The following is a 16,109-nucleotide window of genomic DNA, read 5'->3' as shown; positions in this document are numbered from 1 at the left end:
AGATGTGTATAAGAGACAGAGTCGGGGCGGGGCGGGCCGTTCTGCCGGTACGGAAGCTCCGCTGCTGCCGGACGCAGTGTAGGGGATGAGCCCCAGCTCCTCCGGCCGGTCCCGCACCAGAAGGAACACACATAGGGTCAGAAGGATTCCCACGCCCCCTTCCAGCCAGAAGGCGGCGGTCAGACCCAGGTGCTGAATGGCTTCCTCCAGCAGAGGGGGCGCCAGCACGGTGGACAGACCGCTTCCTCCGGCAGCCAGTCCCAGGGCCAGGCCACGCCGGTCCCGGAACCAGTGGGAGAGGGCCAGCGTGAGTGGGATCATCCCACCGAAGCCGTAGGCCAGCCCGGACAGGGCGGCGCAGGCGCACAGGGTGGGAAAGGCGGAGGCCGCGCCGAACAGGGCGTAGGAGACCACAAAAAAGCCCAATCCCAGGGTCATGGCCTGTCGGATGCCCAGCCGCCGGCACAGGGCGTCCGCGCTGAGCATGGACAGCAGGGAGAACAGGCTGCGCACCGTGGTGATCCAGGAACCCTGCCCGTTGGTGAGGTGAAAGCGCTCCAGAAGATAGGGCTGGTAGACGGTAAAACCGTTGATCCCCAGGCCCATGACGGTGAACAGGGCCAGGCCGCACCCCAGGCATACCAGCCAGGCCCGCCGGGCGGATGCCCGACCGGCCTGGGAAGAGACAGAATTTGGCATCGGAAATCCCTCATTTCTTGTGCCCAATGTACCACACAGGTGATGAGATTGTAAAGCATTTTGTGAGGTCCGTGAAATGAAAACCGCTTCGAGCGGGAGAGGAGGCGCGCATCATGTTGAAGGATTGGATCTGGCTGACCACCCGAAAGGGGCTGGGAGCCCGGGGCGTGCTCCAGGTGCTGGACTACTTCGGAAGCCCGGAGCGGGCATTTTATGCCGATCCGGAGCAGTACGACCAGATTCCCGGCCTGTCCGCCTTGGCCCGCAGCTCTCTGCGGGAGAAGGGGATGGAGGGCCCCGACCGCATCCTGGGGGAGTGTGACCGCCTGGGCCTGCGGGTGCTCACCCTCCAGGACGGCGACTACCCGGAGCGGCTCCGGGAGATTCCCGACCCGCCGGCAGTGCTGTACGTCCGTGGCACCCTGTTCCACTTTGACCAGGAGGCGGCCATCGGCATCGTGGGCGCCCGGGAGCCCTCCCCCTACGGGGAGAAGGTGGCCGCCCAGCTGGGGCTGGAGCTGGCCCGAAACGGGGTGCTGCTGGTCTCCGGTATTGCCCAGGGCATCGACTCCATCGCCCTGAAGGGGGCCCTCCAGGGCGGAGGCCGGGTGGTGTCCGTGCTGGCCGGCGGGGTGGACGTGCCCTACCCCTGGCAGAACCGGTATCTCTACGAGGACGTGGCTGCGGCGGGAGCGCTTATCAGCGAGTATCCACCGGGGACGCGGCACAACGGAGAGCACTTCCCCGTCCGCAACCGGATCATCAGCGGCCTGGCCCTGGGCGTGGTGGCGGTGGAGTGTGCCCGGCACAGCGGCACCATGCTGACCGTCAACCACGCCATGGAGCAGAATCGGGATGTGTTTGCCATCCCGGGCAACATCGATGCCCCCATGAGCGAGGGGCCCAACTGGCTGCTGCGCCAGGGGGCTCGCCCGGTGACCTGTGCTCAGGACATTTTGGAGGAATACGTGGACCGCTTCCCGGAAAAGCTCTCCAAGGCGGTCCCCCTGTCCCCGGAGGCCGCCCAGCAGCGGCTGGAGCAGATCAAACCCCGGGAGGAGCGGCAGGAGCCCTCCGCCAAGGCGGAGGTGGTGCGGGAGGTGGTCCCCAAGGAGCGGCAGAAGGCCCGCTTCACCGACGACCAGCTCTCCATCCTCCACACACTGGGGGAGAAGCAGAAGACCTATACCGCCGACGAGCTGGTGGAACTGACCCAGATCCCGGCCCGGCGGGTGCTGTCCGCCCTCACTATGCTCCAGGTGGACGGCGCAGTCCAGGAGCACCCGGGGCGGCGGTTTTCCTCTCTGGTGAAGCTGGAGGACGAATAAAGTTCAGGGGCCGCGCCCCGCGGCCCCTTTGAATCTATGGAGGTTTATCAACGTGGCAGCAAAAACCGATCTTGTGATCGTAGAGTCCCCGTCCAAGGCCAAGACCATCGGGAAGTACCTTGGACCGGGGTATGAGGTGAAGGCGTCCATGGGCCATGTCCGGGACCTGCCCAAGAGCAAGCTGGGCGTGGACGTGGAACACGGCTTTGAGCCCAACTACCAGCCCATCAAGGGCAAGGAGGACACCATCAGCGACCTGAAAAAGGCGGCCAAGAAGAGCGGCAAAGTCTATCTGGCCACCGACCCGGACCGGGAGGGGGAGGCCATCTCCTGGCACCTGAAGGAGCTGCTGAACATCCCCGACGACAAGACCTACCGGGTGACCTTTAACGAGATCACCAAGAAGGTGGTCAACGAGTCCATCGCCAAGCCCCGGGCCATCGACCAGAATCTGGTGGATGCCCAGCAGGCCCGGCGTATCCTGGACCGGATCGTGGGCTATGAGCTCTCCCCTCTTCTGTGGAAGAAGATCCGCCGGGGCCTGTCCGCCGGACGGGTGCAGTCGGTGGCCACCCGCCTGGTGGTGGAGCGGGAGGAGGAGATCCGCGCCTTCCAGCCCCAGGAGTACTGGTCCATCCAGGCAGACCTGAGCCGGGTATCCCCCAACCTGGGGGGCTTCCAGGCCATGTTCCACGGCCGGGAGAAGAAGATGGATCTGAACAGCAAAGAGGAGGCCGAGGCGGTGGTCCAGGCGGTGAAGAATGCCCCCTGGTCGGTGGCCAAGGTGAAGCGCCAGGACAAGCAGCGCAACCCCGCGCCCCCCTTCACCACCTCCACCCTACAGCAGGAGGCCTCCCGGAAGCTGAACATGACCCCCGCCCGCACCATGTCCATTGCCCAGCAGCTGTACGAGGGCGTGGACATCACCGGCGAGGGCACCGTGGGCCTCATCACCTACATGCGTACCGACTCCCTGCGGCTGTCCGAGGAGGCCATCGCCGCCGCCAAGGGCTTTATTGAGAGCCGCTACGGAAAAGAGTATTACCCCCCCAAGGCCCGCCACTACAAGACCAAGGGCAACGCTCAAGACGCCCACGAGGCCATCCGGCCCTCCGACGTGAACCTGGTGCCCGAGGACATCAAGAAGGACCTGACCACCGAGCAGTTCCGCCTCTACAAGCTGATCTGGAGCCGCTTCCTGGCCTGTCAGATGGCCTCCGCCGTGTACGACAGCGTCTCCATCGAGGCCCAGTCCGCCGGCTACGCCTTCCGGGCCAGCCGGTCTGAGCTGAAGTTCTCCGGCTTCACCGCCGTGTACGAGGAGGGCCGGGACGACGAGGAGGAGGCCCCCCAGTCCCCCCTCCCCGACCTGAAGGAGGGGGAGCCCCTGGAGCTGAAGGGCACCAAGGAGGAGCAGCACTTCACCCAGCCCCCCGCCCGCTACTCCGAGGCCACCCTCATCCGGGCCCTGGAGGAGAAGGGCATCGGCCGCCCCTCCACCTACGCCCCCACCATCTCCACCATTCTCAACCGGGAGTACGTGGTCAAAGAGGGCCGCGCCCTGCGCCCCACCCCCCTGGGCGAGGTGGTCACCGGCCTGATGAAGGACAAGTTCCAGGACATCGTGGACCCCACCTTCACCGCCCAGATGGAGGAGGAGCTGGACAAGGTGGAGGAGGGCACCGCCAACTGGAAAAAGGTGCTCTCCGACTTCTACGGCGAGTTCGAGGCCGAGCTCCACAAGGCGGAGCAGGAGCTGGACGGGGAGCGCATCAAGGTCCCCGACGAGGTTTCTGAGGAGATCTGCCCCCAGTGCGGCCGGAACCTGGTGATCAAGTCCGGACGGTTCGGCCGCTTCCTGGCCTGCCCCGGCTGGCCGGAGTGCGACTTCACCATGCCCCTGGTGGTGGAGATGCCGGGAAAATGCCCCAAGTGCGGGGGGCGGCTCCTCAAGCGCACCGGCAAGAGCAAAAAGACGGGCAAGCAGTACACCTATTACTGCTGTGAACACCTGAGCAATAAGGACGAGTCCAAGCGCTGTGACTTTATGACCTGGGACGTGCCGGTGAAGGACAACTGCCCCGTGTGCGGCTGGACCATGTTCAAGAAGTCCGGCCGAGGCTTCAAGAAGCCTTTCTGTATCAATGAGTCCTGCTCCAACTTCACCCCCGAGGAGAAGCGGGGCGGCTGGCGGAAAAAGACCGAGACCTCCGCGGAGGGAGGGGAGGCCGCCGGTGAGACCGCCGCGGCGGAGGAGGCCAAAAAGCCCGCCACCAGGAAGACGGCGGCCAAAAAGACGGCTTCCGCCAAGACGACCGCGAAAAAAGCCACCGCAGCCAGGAGCACCGCAAAGAAGACCACAGCGTCCAAAAAGACGGCGGCTAAGAAGTCAGAGGAGTAAGCGGGGGAAAGCCCCCCTCAGTCGGCTGCGCCGACAGCTCCCCCGCAAGGGGGGAGCCAAGTGTATTGAGAGATGTGTATGGGACATACAGATTCAGAGATGATCAAGCGTGCGCGTGATCTGCGAAAGCATATGACACGTCAGGAACGCAGACTATGGTATGATTTTTTATCCAAACACCCTGTACGTTTTCGGCGACAACAGCCCATTGGCCCATATATTGTGGACTTTTTTTGTCCATCCGCCCGTCTTGTGATCGAATTGGACGGGGGTGGGCACTATGAGTGGGCGCAGTATGAATATGACCGGAAGCGGGACTTTTATTTGCAGCAACAGAACATGCGCGTACTGCGTTTTACAAATCTGGACGTAGACCAAAATTTCTCCGGTGTTTGTACAGCGATTGAACGATCGATTGTTTCTCCGGATTGATCAGGTCAGGAAAAAGCCTCCCCCCTTGTGGGGGAGGTGGCCCAAAGGGCCGGAAGGGGGAAGCCCCTCAGTCACGCCGGAAGCCCCAGTGGGGAAGCCGGATTGTATTGTTGAGACCCAAAAGACAGGAGGAACCCATGGAACCTGTGATCGTGATAGGCGCCGGTCTGGCCGGCAGCGAAGCGGCCTGGCAGCTGGCCCAGCGGGGCATCCCGGTGGAACTGCGGGAGATGAAGCCTCAGAAGATGACCCCCGCCCACCACAGCGGGGATTTCGGGGAGCTGGTGTGCTCCAACTCCCTGCGCTCCGACCAGCTGGAGAACGCGGTGGGGCTTTTGAAGGAGGAGCTGCGCCGGTGCGGCTCCCTCATTATGGCCTGCGCCGACGCCCACCGGGTGGAGGCAGGGGGTGCCCTGGCGGTGGACCGCCACGCCTTCTCCGCCGCCATCACGGAAAAAATCCGCAGCCACCCCAACATCACGGTGGTGGAGGGGGAGGTGCTGGACATCCCGGAGGAGGGAAACGTGATCGTGGCCTCCGGTCCGTTGACCTCCGACCCGCTGGCGGAGGCCATCGCCGGCCGGTATCCGCAAAACAGCTACCTCCACTTCTTCGACGCGGCGGCTCCCCTGGTCACCTTTGAGAGCGTGGACATGGACAGCGCCTGGTTTGCCTCCCGGTATGACCGGGGCACCCCGGACTACATCAACTGCCCCCTCACCGAGGAGGAGTATCAGGCCTTCTGGGAGGCCCTCACCACCGCCCAGGAGGCGGAGGTCCACGGCTTTGAGGACGCCGGGGTGTTCGAGGGCTGCATGCCCGTGGAGGTCATGGCCCGGCGGGGCCGGGACACCCTGTGCTACGGTCCCTTGAAGCCGGTGGGCCTGAAGGACCCCAAGACGGGGAAGGAGCCCTTTGCTGTGGTACAGCTGCGAAAGGACAACGCTCAGGGCTCCATCTACAACATCGTGGGCTTCCAGACCCATCTGAAATGGCCGGAGCAGAAGCGGGTGTTCTCCATGATCCCCGCCCTGAAAAACGCCGAGTATGTGCGCTACGGGGTCATGCACCGGAATACCTTCCTGGACTCTCCCCGGCTGCTGGACCGGTACTACCGGGTGCGCACCGAGCCTCGGGTCCGCTTCGCCGGGCAGATCACCGGGGTGGAGGGATATGTGGAGTCCACCGCCTCCGGGTGCCTGGCGGCCATGGAACTGGCCCGGGAGCTGCAGGGGAAGCCCCCCATTGATTTCCCCCAGGAGACCGCCATGGGCGCGTTGGCTCTTTACATCAGCGATGGTTCTGTGGTACACTTTCAACCGATGAATGTAAACTTCGGGCTCATCCCGCCCCTGGGGTATCGGGTCAAGGGGAAGCGGAACAAGAATGCCGAGCTGTCCAAGCGGGCCTTAGAGGCTTTGGAAAAGCTGGATCTCTCCTAATTGCAGGGGGATTTCGCCGCCCTATTTTGCAGGGTTTCGCCCTGCGGGGCGAGTTTCTTTCCCAGCGATGGGAAAGAAACCAAAGGATCGCCGGGGGACGGCTCAGGATGGGCACTGACGTGCCCATATTCGCCTTACCCCCGGTCCCCCATTACGGGGGACGCGTACTTGTTAGGCTTTGCAATGTTTCCGGCGCGCAAAATCTGAGTGGTTTCTTGCGTTTTATTCCGGGCCACTGGGCCCTGGTTTTCCCAAAATTGTGGCCGGTGCGTTTTCCCTTCCGCGCCTGGCTTTGCCGAGCAGGTGGTGGCTGGTCCGTCATCGGCGGGAGGCCCAAGGGCCTCCCCTACCCAAGCCAGGAGGGCCTTTCTTGAGATTCGTAGGGTAGGGGCTGAATGTGAATTGCCCCGAAAGGGCAAGATCGCGCCCGCAGGCGCATTTCGAGGCCAACCGCCGCAAAGCGGCGGCTCTTAGGCCGAGATGAAGTCACCCTGGGGTGTGCCCCTCCCGCGGGCCGGTCTGGGACCGGCCCCTACGAGAAAAATGCAGCCGTCTCCCCGTTCGCCGTAGGGGCGGCTATCAGCCGCCCGCAAGCCTTCCCCCTCTAAGGGGGAAGGTGCCGAGCATATGCGAGGCGGATGAGGGTGGGCTCCGATATGGCAGAGAACCCTCAGCGGGCCGGCCAGTGTCCGGCCTCTACGCAAAAAACGCACCCGCCTCTTTATTTGCCGTAGGGGCGGCCCCATGTGGCCGCCCGCACCTCATCCGTCACGGCCTTTGGCCGTGCCACCTTCCCCTAAAGGGGAAGGCTAGGGTTCGTATCACACCCCCACCGCACAACTTGAGCCCCACCGCAGCAAAGGCGCTCCCAAAAGGGAAATGCCAAGTCCCCGAACTCTGATATTATATAGGCCGCCGAAGGCGGCACCCAACGCAAAGCCCAACGGAGTGGGGTTGCGTTGGAGAGGAGGAGCAAGGGAGCGGGCGCAGTTTTCGTCGTCAGGCGGAAACGGAGACAAGCGGACTTTGCGACGACGAAGCGAAAGACGAGGAGCGGTGTGTCGGCTGAGCCACCCGCGACTTTGCGATGACCTGCTGGCCTTCCTAATTGGCGGCCCTCGTAAAATGGGGTCCGGGGAAAGGCGACTATGAGCACGAAGTGCTCATCGGAGCCGGTCCCTATCCCCTCTGTCCCTTCGGGACATCTCCCCTTGATAAGGGGAGTCGGCCCCGGCGGCGTTTTGCCCAATCCCTCGTGGCTCCCGGCGAAGCCCAGCGAAGCGGGTTCGCCGGGAAGAGGAGGAGCAAGGAAACGAACGCAGTTTTCGCCGCTAGGCGGAAACGGAGTGGAGTGGACTTTGCGACGACGAGCCGCCGTGGGCAAAGTAACCCGCCGTCCGCAGACGGCGGAACCCCCTGCAATTACCCCCGCAGCGCCCACCGAACCAGGGAAACCCCAAGCCGAAAGCCGTGGGTAAAGGAGATTTGGTTTGCAGTATCCAGCAGAGAAAAGAGGGCGGGGGAGAGCTCCTGGGTCCCCAGTTCAGCCAGCGTCCGGGCCATCTTCTCCTGATAGACTGGGTCGGAGTCAAAGTCCAGGTGGGCATGGTCAATTTCGTAGTAATAGAGTTTTTGAAGTTCTGGAATCATATTGACACCACCAATTAAAATGCTTATAGATATATAATAATGCCGTTAGATATATTTGTCAAGGAGGTGATGCCATGCTCTGCAAAGAAATTTTTGCGATCCGCGTGAAAAAACTCCGAAAAGCCCATGGAGAACAGCAGAAAGAGTTGGCGGAAGCCATAGGAGCTACACAGGCCACTATCAGCGATATTGAAAACGGCCGAAAGGCCACCTCCTTTGACCGGCTTGCGGCAATTTGTCAGCATTACAACGTCTCAGCGGATTACCTCCTAGGTTTAATCGACGAGCCCAGGACTTTGATACCACCGAAGAAAGAAGGAACTTGACATGAAGATCATCGTGGACGCCATGGGCGGCGACAACGCGCCCCAGGCCCCGGTCATGGGGGCCATCCAGGCCAACAAGGCGTACGGGGTGGACATCACCCTGGTGGGCCGTGGGGAGGAGATCCTGAAGGTGCTCAAGGACAACGGCATCCAGGACCTGCCCGCGGGGGTGGAGATCGCCCACGCCTCCGAGGTGGTGGAGATCTGCGACAACCCGGCCACCGCCTTCCGGGAGAAGAAGGACTCCTCCCTTACCGTGGGGCTGAACCTGCTGAAAAACGGGGAGGGGGACGCCTTCGTGTCCGCCGGCTCCACTGGCGCCCTGCTGGGGGCGGCCACCCTGCTCATCAAGCGTATCAAGGGCATCCGCCGGGCGGCCCTGGCTCCTGTGGTGCCCACCGGGAACGGCGGGGCCATCCTCATCGACGCGGGAGCCAATGTGAAGTGTCCGCCGGAGTACCTGATCCAGTTTGCCTACATGGGCTCCTACTACGCCGAGCATGTGCTGGGCCGCCCCGAGCCCAAGGTAGGCCTGCTGAACATCGGCGTGGAGCCCTCCAAGGGCACCGATCTTCAGACCGAGGTATACCCCCTGCTGAAAAAGGCCGGGGAGGAGGGCCGCATCAACTTCGTGGGCAACATTGAGGCCCGGGAGGCCGTGGAGGGCGCGGTGGACGTGATCGTGGCCGACGGCTACTCTGGGAACATCTTCCTGAAAACCATGGAGGGCACCGGCCTCTATCTGGCCAAGGAACTGAAAAAGATGTTCCTGAAGGGAGTGCTGACCAAGCTGGCCGCCGTGCTGGTGGCCGACGGGCTGAAAAACCTAAAAAAGATGATGAGCTCCAGCGAAGTGGGGGGCACCGCCCTGCTGGGCATCTCCAAACCGGTGATCAAGGCCCACGGCTCCTCCGACACCCTGGCCATCCAGAACGCCGTCCGCCAGGCCAGCCAGGTGGCCTCCTCCGGGATTATCGAAAATATCGCGGCTAACATCGACGTCATGCGGCTGGACCCCGTGGAGCTGGAGGGCGGCAGACACGAGTGATGCGGAGAAATTCCCATTTGACTATTGACAGGGCAGGGGATTCTGCATATAGTAAGGAAAGAAAAACGTGCCGGTACGCACAAGCAAAAGGAGCAGTCAGCTATGATTTTTGAAAAAGTATGCGCACTGATCGCAGAGCAGTTCAATGTGGATGCCGATTCCATCACCATGGATACCTCCTTTGAGGACGATTTGAACGCGGATTCTGTGGATCTGGTGGATTTGACCATGGCTCTGGAGGAGGAGTTCGACATCGGCGAGCTCACCGAAGAGGACACCGCCTCGGTAAAGACGGTGGGAGACCTGGTCCATTTTCTGCAGAGTAAAGTCGACTGATCAGCCCCCAATGCTGGACATACCATCAAAACTCCGCCGCCGGCGGAGTTTTGCTTGTCCGGACGGCCCTGATCGGAGAGGAGAGAGAGCCGAATGACCACGTTAGAAGAAAAGCTGGGATATACCTTCCAAAATACAGCCCTGCTGGAAAACGCCCTGACCCACAGCTCCTGTGCCAACGAGAGCCGGGGCAAGCTTCAGAGCAACGAGCGGCTGGAGTTTCTGGGGGATTCCATTTTGGGCATGGTGGTGGCCGACCACCTGTACCGCAACCACCCCGACCTGCCCGAGGGGGAGCTGACCCGCACCCGGGCGGCCTTGGTGTGCGAGGAGAGCCTGGTGGAGGTGGCCGCGGAGCTGAATCTGGGGGAGTACCTGCGCCTGGGAAAAGGGGAGGAGTCCGGCGGCGGACGGCACCGGCCCTCCATTCAGGCCGATGCAGTGGAGGCGGTGCTGGCGGCGGTCTATCTGGACGGCGGCATCGGATCGGCCCGGAAGATCATCCAGCGGTATATCCTCTGCCGGGAGATCGAGGGACTGAACAGCTCCCGGGACTATAAGACTGCCCTCCAGGAGCTGGTCCAGCGGGAGAGCGGCCAGGTGCTGAAATACCGCCTCACCGGCGAGGAGGGTCCCGACCACGATAAGCGCTTTTTCGTGGAGGTGGACCTGAACGGAACCCCCGTGGGCTCCGGCAAGGGCCACAGCAAAAAAGAGGCCGAACAAATGGCGGCGAAAGCCGCCATTGCGAAGCTGGGCGGCTGAAAGCCGTCCAGTTCGGCCTCTTTTGCGAGCGAAAGCGAGCCGCGCCGAACGGCGCGTCCAAGCAAAATTTCCGGCTGAAAGCCGTAAATTTTCTTGCCGGAAGGCGGGCTCTGCCCGCCTGAGGATTGAAAAATAAGGGAACCCGGAAAAGCGGAGCTTTTCTGAGGCGGCTGAACAAATGGCGGCGAAAGCCGCCATTGCGAAGCTGGGCGGCTGAAAGCCGTCCAGTTCGGCCTCTTTTGCGAGCGAAAGCGAGCCGCGCTGAACAGCGCCCTCAAGCCAAAATTCCGTCTCAATAAAACTGAAAAACTGGTGCAGAATGGTTCTGCACCAGTTTTTTTGTGTCATAAGGTGTTCCAGGGTTAGGGTGGACAAGCCCTTTGGGGTTCTGCGCGCCGGCCGTCACCTGTGCGGTCAGGCAGGCGGGGAGAAGAAATGTGTCAGCCGCAATGCTTAGAGAGGAGGGGCCGGCGGCCCAGAAGCAAGGTGGGGGAAATCCCGCAGATTTTCCCGCTGGAAATGCTTTGTATACTGAATAGCGCGACCCTTCGACAATCCTTTGTGTATGGATCCGTTCCTTATAGCAGTCCCCCTGCCGCAGACAGCTTTCCTGTATCAGGGAAAATTTGTCTCTGTTGGTTTGCCGGACCTGTTTGGGAAACGTCACCCAGAGGTATTTTTATCCACGCTCCAGGCACACTATAAAGAGCCGGTCCGGTCAGACAGTTTTCGGGCAGGTCACGGCTCCGCCGGCGGGCGGGCGGCCGTGCGCACCGCGTTGTCCTGGAAGCGGAAGATGCTGGGGTGGTGGCGGGACTGGGTGTACTCAAACATGACTCCGTCGCTGTTGTAGGTCTGGCTGCTCACCACCGCCAGACAGTTGAAGCCGTCCAAGGTCAGCCACGTCCGGTCCAACTCATCTGCCATCTCCACGGTGATGGTGCGCTTGCTGGTGACAATGGACATATGGACCTCCTGCTCCAGATAGCGGTAGATGGAGCCCTGGGCGATCTCCTTCGTCAGGCCGGGCATGCAGTCCCGGCGGAAGTAGTTGTGGTTGAAGATGCGTGGCACGCCGTCCAGGTCGTGGACCCGCTGGAGATAGAAGAGTTCGGTGCCTGGGGGAAAGCCGGTGCGGCGAGACAGGGCCTCGTCGGCGGTGCAGGTGGTAAACAGCACCACCCGGGTGGCGCTGTTCTGGCCGGTGCGGCGGGCGGTCTCCGCGAAGGATTCGATGGTGCCCATGGTGTAGGCGGAGGTCTCAATAGGCTGGTAGATGTTGCACACCCCCCAGCCCTGCCGGGTCTGCACATAGCCGTCTCGCACCAGGTTGGCCAGGGCACGGCGCACCGTATTCCGGGAACACTGAAACTCCCCGATAAGCACATTTTCCGAGGGGAGCAGGCCGCCCACCGGGTAGTCTCCGGCCTCGATCTGGCCTTTCAGGATGGAATAAATCTGTTCGTATTTCTGCCGGGGCATAGGGGGCCTCCCTGTTTAAACAACTTGTTGTGATGCGGTATCAGATTACCACTCCCGGCCTGGAAAAGTCAAGGACAAGCGGCTGGGTGAATTTGAACAAAAAACAGATTCCAGTTTTATGAAAATGGCGCATTGACTTGTTTAAACAAGTATACTATGATTTGTGGTGCACAGAGACGGGATTTCTCCAAAAAACGAGGGAAATCTAGGATAAACATTAGAACCAACAGGAGGGAAGGCGCCCATGGCAAAGTATCAGGCAGATGTACAGACGCTTCTGCGGGCCATTGGAGGCAGGGAAAATATTCAGGCGGTGTCCCACTGCATGACCCGGATGCGGTTTGTGCTGGCGGACCCGGCCAAGGCGGACACGGCGGCCATCGAGGCCATCCCGGCGGTAAAGGGGACCTTTACCCAGGCCGGACAGTTTCAGGTCATCATCGGCAACGATGTGGCCATCTTCTACAATGAGTTCACCGCCTGCGCGGGCATTGAGGGGGTCAGCAAAGATGCGGTGAAGGCGGCTGCCCAGACGAACCAGTCTCTGCTCCAGCGGATCATGGGCACTCTGGGCGAGATCTTCGCCCCCATCATCCCCGCCCTCATCTGTGGCGGCCTGATCCTGGGCTTCCGAAACATCATCGGTGAGATCAACTTCCTGGGCGGCGGGACCCAGAGCCTGGCGGATGTGTCCCAGTTTTGGGCCGGCATGTACAGCTTCCTGTGGCTCATCGGCGAGGCGGTGTTCCACATGCTGCCCGTGGGCATCGTGTGGTCCATCACCAAGAAGATGGGCACCACCCAGATCCTGGGCATCATCCTGGGCCTGACCCTGGTGTCCCCCCAGCTGCTCAACGGCTTCTCGGTGGCTACCACCGCCGTGGAGGACATCCCCGTGTGGGACTTCGGCTTTGTCCAGATCCAGATGATCGGCTATCAGGGCCAGGTCATCGCCGCCATGCTGGCCGGCTTTGTGCTGGTGTACCTGGAGAAGTTCTTTAAAAAGATCTGCCCCGAAGTGGTGAGCATGATCGTGGTGCCCTTCTGCTCCCTGGTGCCGGCGGTCCTGGTGGCCCACACGATCGTGGGTCCCATCGGATGGCAGATCGGCGACGCCATCGCCTCGGTGGTGTATGCCGGCCTCACCTCCAATGTGCGCTGGCTGTTTGCGGCCCTCTTCGGCCTGCTGTACGCCCCCATTGTGATGACCGGACTGCACCACATGACCAACGCCATCGACTCCCAGCTGGTGAACCTGTACGGCGGCACCAACCTGTGGCCCATGATCGCCCTGTCCAACATCGCCCAGGGCTCCGCTGTGCTGGCTATGAGTGTGCTCCAAAAGAAGAATGAGCGGGCCCAGCAGGTGAACATCCCCGCCTGCATCTCCTGCTACCTGGGCGTCACCGAACCCGCCCTCTTCGGCGTCAACCTGAAATACGGGTTTCCCCTGGTGTGCGGCATGATCGGCTCCGCCTGCGGGGCGGTCATCTCTATCGGCACCGGCGTGGAGGCCTACTCCATCGGTGTGGGCGGCCTGCCCGGGATTCTGTCCATCAAGCCCCAGTTCTGGCTGAACTTCCTCATCGCCATGTTGGTGGCCGTCGCGGTGCCCTTTGTCCTGACCATCCTGGTGGGCAGCCGGAAGCTGTCCGCCGCCGACCGGGGGCTGAGTACGGCCGCCGCGGAGCCCGCGGCCCCCTCCGTCGCCCCCGACGCAGAGGAACAGCCCCAGGCGGAGCCCCCCGCCGCTGGGGCGGAGGGCGTCACCGCCCCTCTGTCCGGCCGGGTCATCCCCATGGAGGAGATCCCCGACCAGGTGTTCTCCCAGGGCATCCTGGGGGAGGGGGTGGGCATTGAGCCCACCGGCAACGTGGTGGTTGCCCCCGCCGACGCCACCGTGTGCTCCGTCATTGAGGACAGCCGCCACGCGGTGGGGCTCACCCTGGACAACGGGGCGGAGCTGCTCATCCACGTGGGCATCGACACGGTGTCCATGAACGGCGACGGCTTTCAGCTCCACGTGAAGGAGGGGGACCGGGTGCACTTGGGCGACAAATTGATCACCTTCGATCCGGAGAAGATCAAGGCGGCCGGACACCCCACTACCACCGCCTTCCTGGTCACCGATCCCGGCGACCTTGCCCCCACCTTTGAGACCAACGTGGACGCCCAGGCGGGCCGGACCGTGGTCATCCGCTTCTAAGAGGAGGCTGTACCCATGCAGGATTTTAAGAAGAGCGTCGTCTATCAGATCTACCCCAAGTCCTTCCTGGACACCAACGGGGACGGACTGGGAGAATTGAAAGGGGTCACCGCCAAGCTGGACTATCTGAAGGAGCTGGGCGTGGACTATCTCTGGCTGACCCCCTTCTTTGTGTCCCCCCAGAACGACAACGGCTATGATGTGGCCGACTACCGGAACATCGACCCCCGGTACGGCACCATGGCCGACTTTGAGGAGCTCTCCCGCCAGGCGGAGCAGCGGGGCATCGGCCTGATGCTGGACATGGTGTTCAACCACACCTCCACCCAGCACGAGTGGTTCCAAAAGGCCCTGGCCGGGGACCCAAAGTACAAGGCCTACTATATTTGGAAAAAGGGCAAGCCCGACGGCGCCCCTCCCACCAACTGGGAGAGCAAATTCGGCGGCAGTGCCTGGGAATACGTCCCCCAGTTTGACGAATACTATCTCCATCTCTTTGACAAGACCCAGGCGGACCTGAACTGGGACAACCCGGAGGTCCGGCGAGAGGTCCAGGACGTGGTCCGCTTCTGGATGGGCAAGGGGGTCAGGGGCTTTCGCTTCGATGTGATCAACCTGATCAGCAAGGACTCCTTTGAGGACGACCACCAGGGGGACGGCCGCCGGTTCTACACCGACGGGCCCAAGATCCACCAGTATCTCAAGGAGCTCAACGAGGCCACCTTCGGCCGGGACCCGGGGATCATCACCGTGGGGGAGATGTCCTCCACCTCCATGGAGAACTGCTTCCAGTATGCCGGGGCGGACAGCCACGAGCTGACCATGGTGTTCTCCTTCCACCACCTGAAGGTGGACTTCATGGGCAACGAGAAGTGGGTGCTGGTGCCCACGGATTTCCAGAAGCTCAAGGACATCATCTTCTCCTGGCAGCAGGGGATGGCGGAGCACAACGCATGGAACGCGGTGTTCTGGTGCAACCACGATCAGCCCCGGGTGGTCTCCCGCTTTGGGGACGAGGGGGAGTACTGGAAGCAGTCGGCCAAGATGCTGGCCGGGGTGATCCACTGCCTGCGGGGCACCCCCTATCTCTACCAGGGGGAGGAGATCGGCATGACCAACGCCGGATTTACCGATCTGAGCCAATACCGGGATGTGGAGAGCCTGAACCACTTCCAGATTTTGCGGGACAAGGGTATGAGCCAGGAGAGCGCCTATAACATTCTGAAGGTCCACTCCCGGGACAACGCCCGCACCCCCATGCAGTGGGACGGCTCGGAAAACGGCGGCTTCACCGGCGGGACCCCGTGGATCAGCGTCAACCCCAACTGTGAGAAGATCAACGCCGCCGCCCAGGTGGACGACCCGGACTCCATCTTCTCCTACTACAAGACCCTGATTCAGCTGCGCAGGGAGCACGACGTGATCTCTCGGGGGGACTTCGCCCCCCTGGACCCGGAGAACCCCTCGGTGCTGGCCTACCGGCGCAGCTGGGAGGGGACGGAGCTGCTGTGCGTCAGCAACTTCTACCGAAAGCCCTGTACCTGGAAATGCCCGGTGGACCTGGAGGGATACCAGGTTCTGCTGGCCAACTATCCCGACTCCAAGCCTGAGCCGGAGATGGAGCTGCGGCCCTACGAATCCATGTTATTACTCCGCCGTAACTAAAGGCGGGTCATCCCGGAAACGGATACAAAGAAAAGGAGTGCATACAATCATGAAACAGTTCCAGTACACCATTACCGATCCCGTGGGCATCCACGCCCGCCCCGCCGGCCTGCTGGTAAAGGCGGCCAAAGCCTTCCAGAGCTCTATCACCGTGGAGAAGGACGGCAAGACCGCCGCCGCCACCAAGCTCATGGCCCTGATGGGCATGGGAATCAAGCAGGGAAATACGGTGACCGTCACCGTGGAGGGGGCCGATGAGGAGGAGGCCGCCGCCGCCATGGAGAAGTTTTTCCAGGAGAATCTGTGAGAGAGGCCCACATAAAAGAAAG

General features: G+C 62.1%; 14 protein-coding genes. 11 read left to right on the top strand and 3 right to left on the bottom strand.

The annotated features are described in order from the left end of the window. Positions 1–699 (bottom strand): MFS transporter (locus H6B31_RS06490; protein WP_204897810.1); only part of this gene is annotated, 699 nt, incomplete at its 3' end. 113 nt (positions 700–812) lie between these two features. On the opposite strand from H6B31_RS06490, the gene dprA reads away from it, so the two are divergent. The 4 genes from dprA (at position 813) to trmFO (ending at position 6,302) form a co-directional block, all read left to right on the top strand. Then, complete coding sequence (dprA, locus tag H6B31_RS06485; RefSeq protein WP_204897809.1) at positions 813–2,027, top strand: DNA-processing protein DprA; 1,215 nt, start codon at positions 813–815, stop codon at positions 2,025–2,027. A gap of 52 nt (positions 2,028–2,079) precedes the next feature. Then, positions 2,080–4,428 (top strand): type I DNA topoisomerase, encoded by a 2,349-nt coding sequence (gene topA / locus H6B31_RS06480; protein ID WP_204897808.1) that lies wholly within the window; start codon positions 2,080–2,082, stop codon positions 4,426–4,428. A 78-nt stretch (positions 4,429–4,506) separates the two neighbouring features. Continuing rightward, complete coding sequence (locus tag H6B31_RS06475) at positions 4,507–4,860, top strand: endonuclease domain-containing protein (protein ID WP_204897807.1); 354 nt, start codon at positions 4,507–4,509, stop codon at positions 4,858–4,860. A gap of 137 nt (positions 4,861–4,997) precedes the next feature. Then, a complete protein-coding gene (trmFO, locus tag H6B31_RS06470; RefSeq protein WP_204897806.1) occupies positions 4,998–6,302 on the top strand; it encodes a methylenetetrahydrofolate--tRNA-(uracil(54)-C(5))-methyltransferase (FADH(2)-oxidizing) TrmFO in 1,305 nt (434 codons plus the stop codon). A gap of 1,422 nt (positions 6,303–7,724) precedes the next feature. On the opposite strand, the gene H6B31_RS06465 is transcribed toward trmFO, so the two are convergent. Beyond that, positions 7,725–7,952 (bottom strand): hypothetical protein, encoded by a 228-nt coding sequence (locus H6B31_RS06465; RefSeq protein ID WP_204897805.1) that lies wholly within the window; start codon positions 7,950–7,952, stop codon positions 7,725–7,727. A gap of 74 nt (positions 7,953–8,026) precedes the next feature. Between H6B31_RS06465 and H6B31_RS06460 the strand changes: the two genes are divergently transcribed. The 4 genes from H6B31_RS06460 (at position 8,027) to rnc (ending at position 10,427) form a co-directional block, all read left to right on the top strand. Further along, on the top strand, positions 8,027–8,278 hold the full coding sequence (locus H6B31_RS06460; RefSeq protein ID WP_204897804.1) for a helix-turn-helix domain-containing protein: 252 nt from the start codon (positions 8,027–8,029) through the stop codon (positions 8,276–8,278). A gap of 1 nt (position 8,279) precedes the next feature. After that, positions 8,280–9,326, top strand: a complete 1,047-nt coding sequence (gene plsX / locus H6B31_RS06455; protein WP_204897803.1) for a phosphate acyltransferase PlsX — start codon at positions 8,280–8,282, stop codon at positions 9,324–9,326. A gap of 102 nt (positions 9,327–9,428) precedes the next feature. Next, on the top strand, positions 9,429–9,662 hold the full coding sequence (gene acpP / locus H6B31_RS06450; RefSeq protein ID WP_087292074.1) for an acyl carrier protein: 234 nt from the start codon (positions 9,429–9,431) through the stop codon (positions 9,660–9,662). Positions 9,663–9,755: 93 nt separating this feature from the next. Then, positions 9,756–10,427, top strand: coding sequence for a ribonuclease III (gene rnc / locus H6B31_RS06445; RefSeq protein ID WP_204897802.1), 672 nt, complete (start codon positions 9,756–9,758; stop codon positions 10,425–10,427). A 738-nt stretch (positions 10,428–11,165) separates the two neighbouring features. Here the strand turns inward: rnc and H6B31_RS06440 are convergent. Next, a complete protein-coding gene (locus tag H6B31_RS06440) occupies positions 11,166–11,909 on the bottom strand; it encodes a UTRA domain-containing protein (RefSeq protein ID WP_204897801.1) in 744 nt (247 codons plus the stop codon). 244 nt (positions 11,910–12,153) lie between these two features. Between H6B31_RS06440 and treP the strand changes: the two genes are divergently transcribed. Genes treP through H6B31_RS06425 form a run of 3 tightly spaced genes read left to right on the top strand, consistent with a single transcriptional unit; the run spans position 12,154 to position 16,087 of the window. Next, positions 12,154–14,115: a PTS system trehalose-specific EIIBC component gene (gene treP, locus H6B31_RS06435; protein WP_204897800.1), complete on the top strand. Its 1,962-nt coding sequence runs from the start codon at positions 12,154–12,156 to the stop codon at positions 14,113–14,115. A gap of 15 nt (positions 14,116–14,130) precedes the next feature. Beyond that, entirely contained in the window at positions 14,131–15,780 is a 1,650-nt protein-coding gene (gene treC / locus H6B31_RS06430) for an alpha,alpha-phosphotrehalase (protein ID WP_204897799.1), read from the top strand. A 49-nt stretch (positions 15,781–15,829) separates the two neighbouring features. After that, the gene (locus tag H6B31_RS06425) at positions 15,830–16,087 is read left to right on the top strand and encodes an HPr family phosphocarrier protein (protein ID WP_204897798.1); all 258 of its coding nucleotides are present in this window, start codon (positions 15,830–15,832) and stop codon (positions 16,085–16,087) included. Positions 16,088–16,109 lie beyond the last annotated feature (22 nt).

Source organism: Pseudoflavonifractor capillosus, assembly GCF_016899775.1.
Taxonomy (GTDB): domain Bacteria; phylum Bacillota; class Clostridia; order Oscillospirales; family Oscillospiraceae; genus Lawsonibacter.
Note: the sequence above shows the minus strand (reverse complement) of the source record. Positions and strands in the feature narration are given on the sequence as shown.

Excerpts from the sequence above, each read along its gene's own strand:
- rnc (WP_204897802.1), top strand. The coding sequence starts at position 9,756 with ATGACCACGTTAGAAGAAAAGCTGGGATATACCTTCCAAAATACAGCC.
- H6B31_RS06465 (WP_204897805.1), bottom strand. The coding sequence starts at position 7,952 with ATGATTCCAGAACTTCAAAAACTCTATTACTACGAAATTGACCATGCC.
- H6B31_RS06460 (WP_204897804.1), top strand. The coding sequence starts at position 8,027 with ATGCTCTGCAAAGAAATTTTTGCGATCCGCGTGAAAAAACTCCGAAAA.
- acpP (WP_087292074.1), top strand. The coding sequence starts at position 9,429 with ATGATTTTTGAAAAAGTATGCGCACTGATCGCAGAGCAGTTCAATGTG.
- treC (WP_204897799.1), top strand. The coding sequence starts at position 14,131 with ATGCAGGATTTTAAGAAGAGCGTCGTCTATCAGATCTACCCCAAGTCC.
- trmFO (WP_204897806.1), top strand. The coding sequence starts at position 4,998 with ATGGAACCTGTGATCGTGATAGGCGCCGGTCTGGCCGGCAGCGAAGCG.
- treP (WP_204897800.1), top strand. The coding sequence starts at position 12,154 with ATGGCAAAGTATCAGGCAGATGTACAGACGCTTCTGCGGGCCATTGGA.
- H6B31_RS06475 (WP_204897807.1), top strand. The coding sequence starts at position 4,507 with ATGGGACATACAGATTCAGAGATGATCAAGCGTGCGCGTGATCTGCGA.
- plsX (WP_204897803.1), top strand. The coding sequence starts at position 8,280 with ATGAAGATCATCGTGGACGCCATGGGCGGCGACAACGCGCCCCAGGCC.
- H6B31_RS06425 (WP_204897798.1), top strand. The coding sequence starts at position 15,830 with ATGAAACAGTTCCAGTACACCATTACCGATCCCGTGGGCATCCACGCC.
- H6B31_RS06440 (WP_204897801.1), bottom strand. The coding sequence starts at position 11,909 with ATGCCCCGGCAGAAATACGAACAGATTTATTCCATCCTGAAAGGCCAG.
- dprA (WP_204897809.1), top strand. The coding sequence starts at position 813 with ATGTTGAAGGATTGGATCTGGCTGACCACCCGAAAGGGGCTGGGAGCC.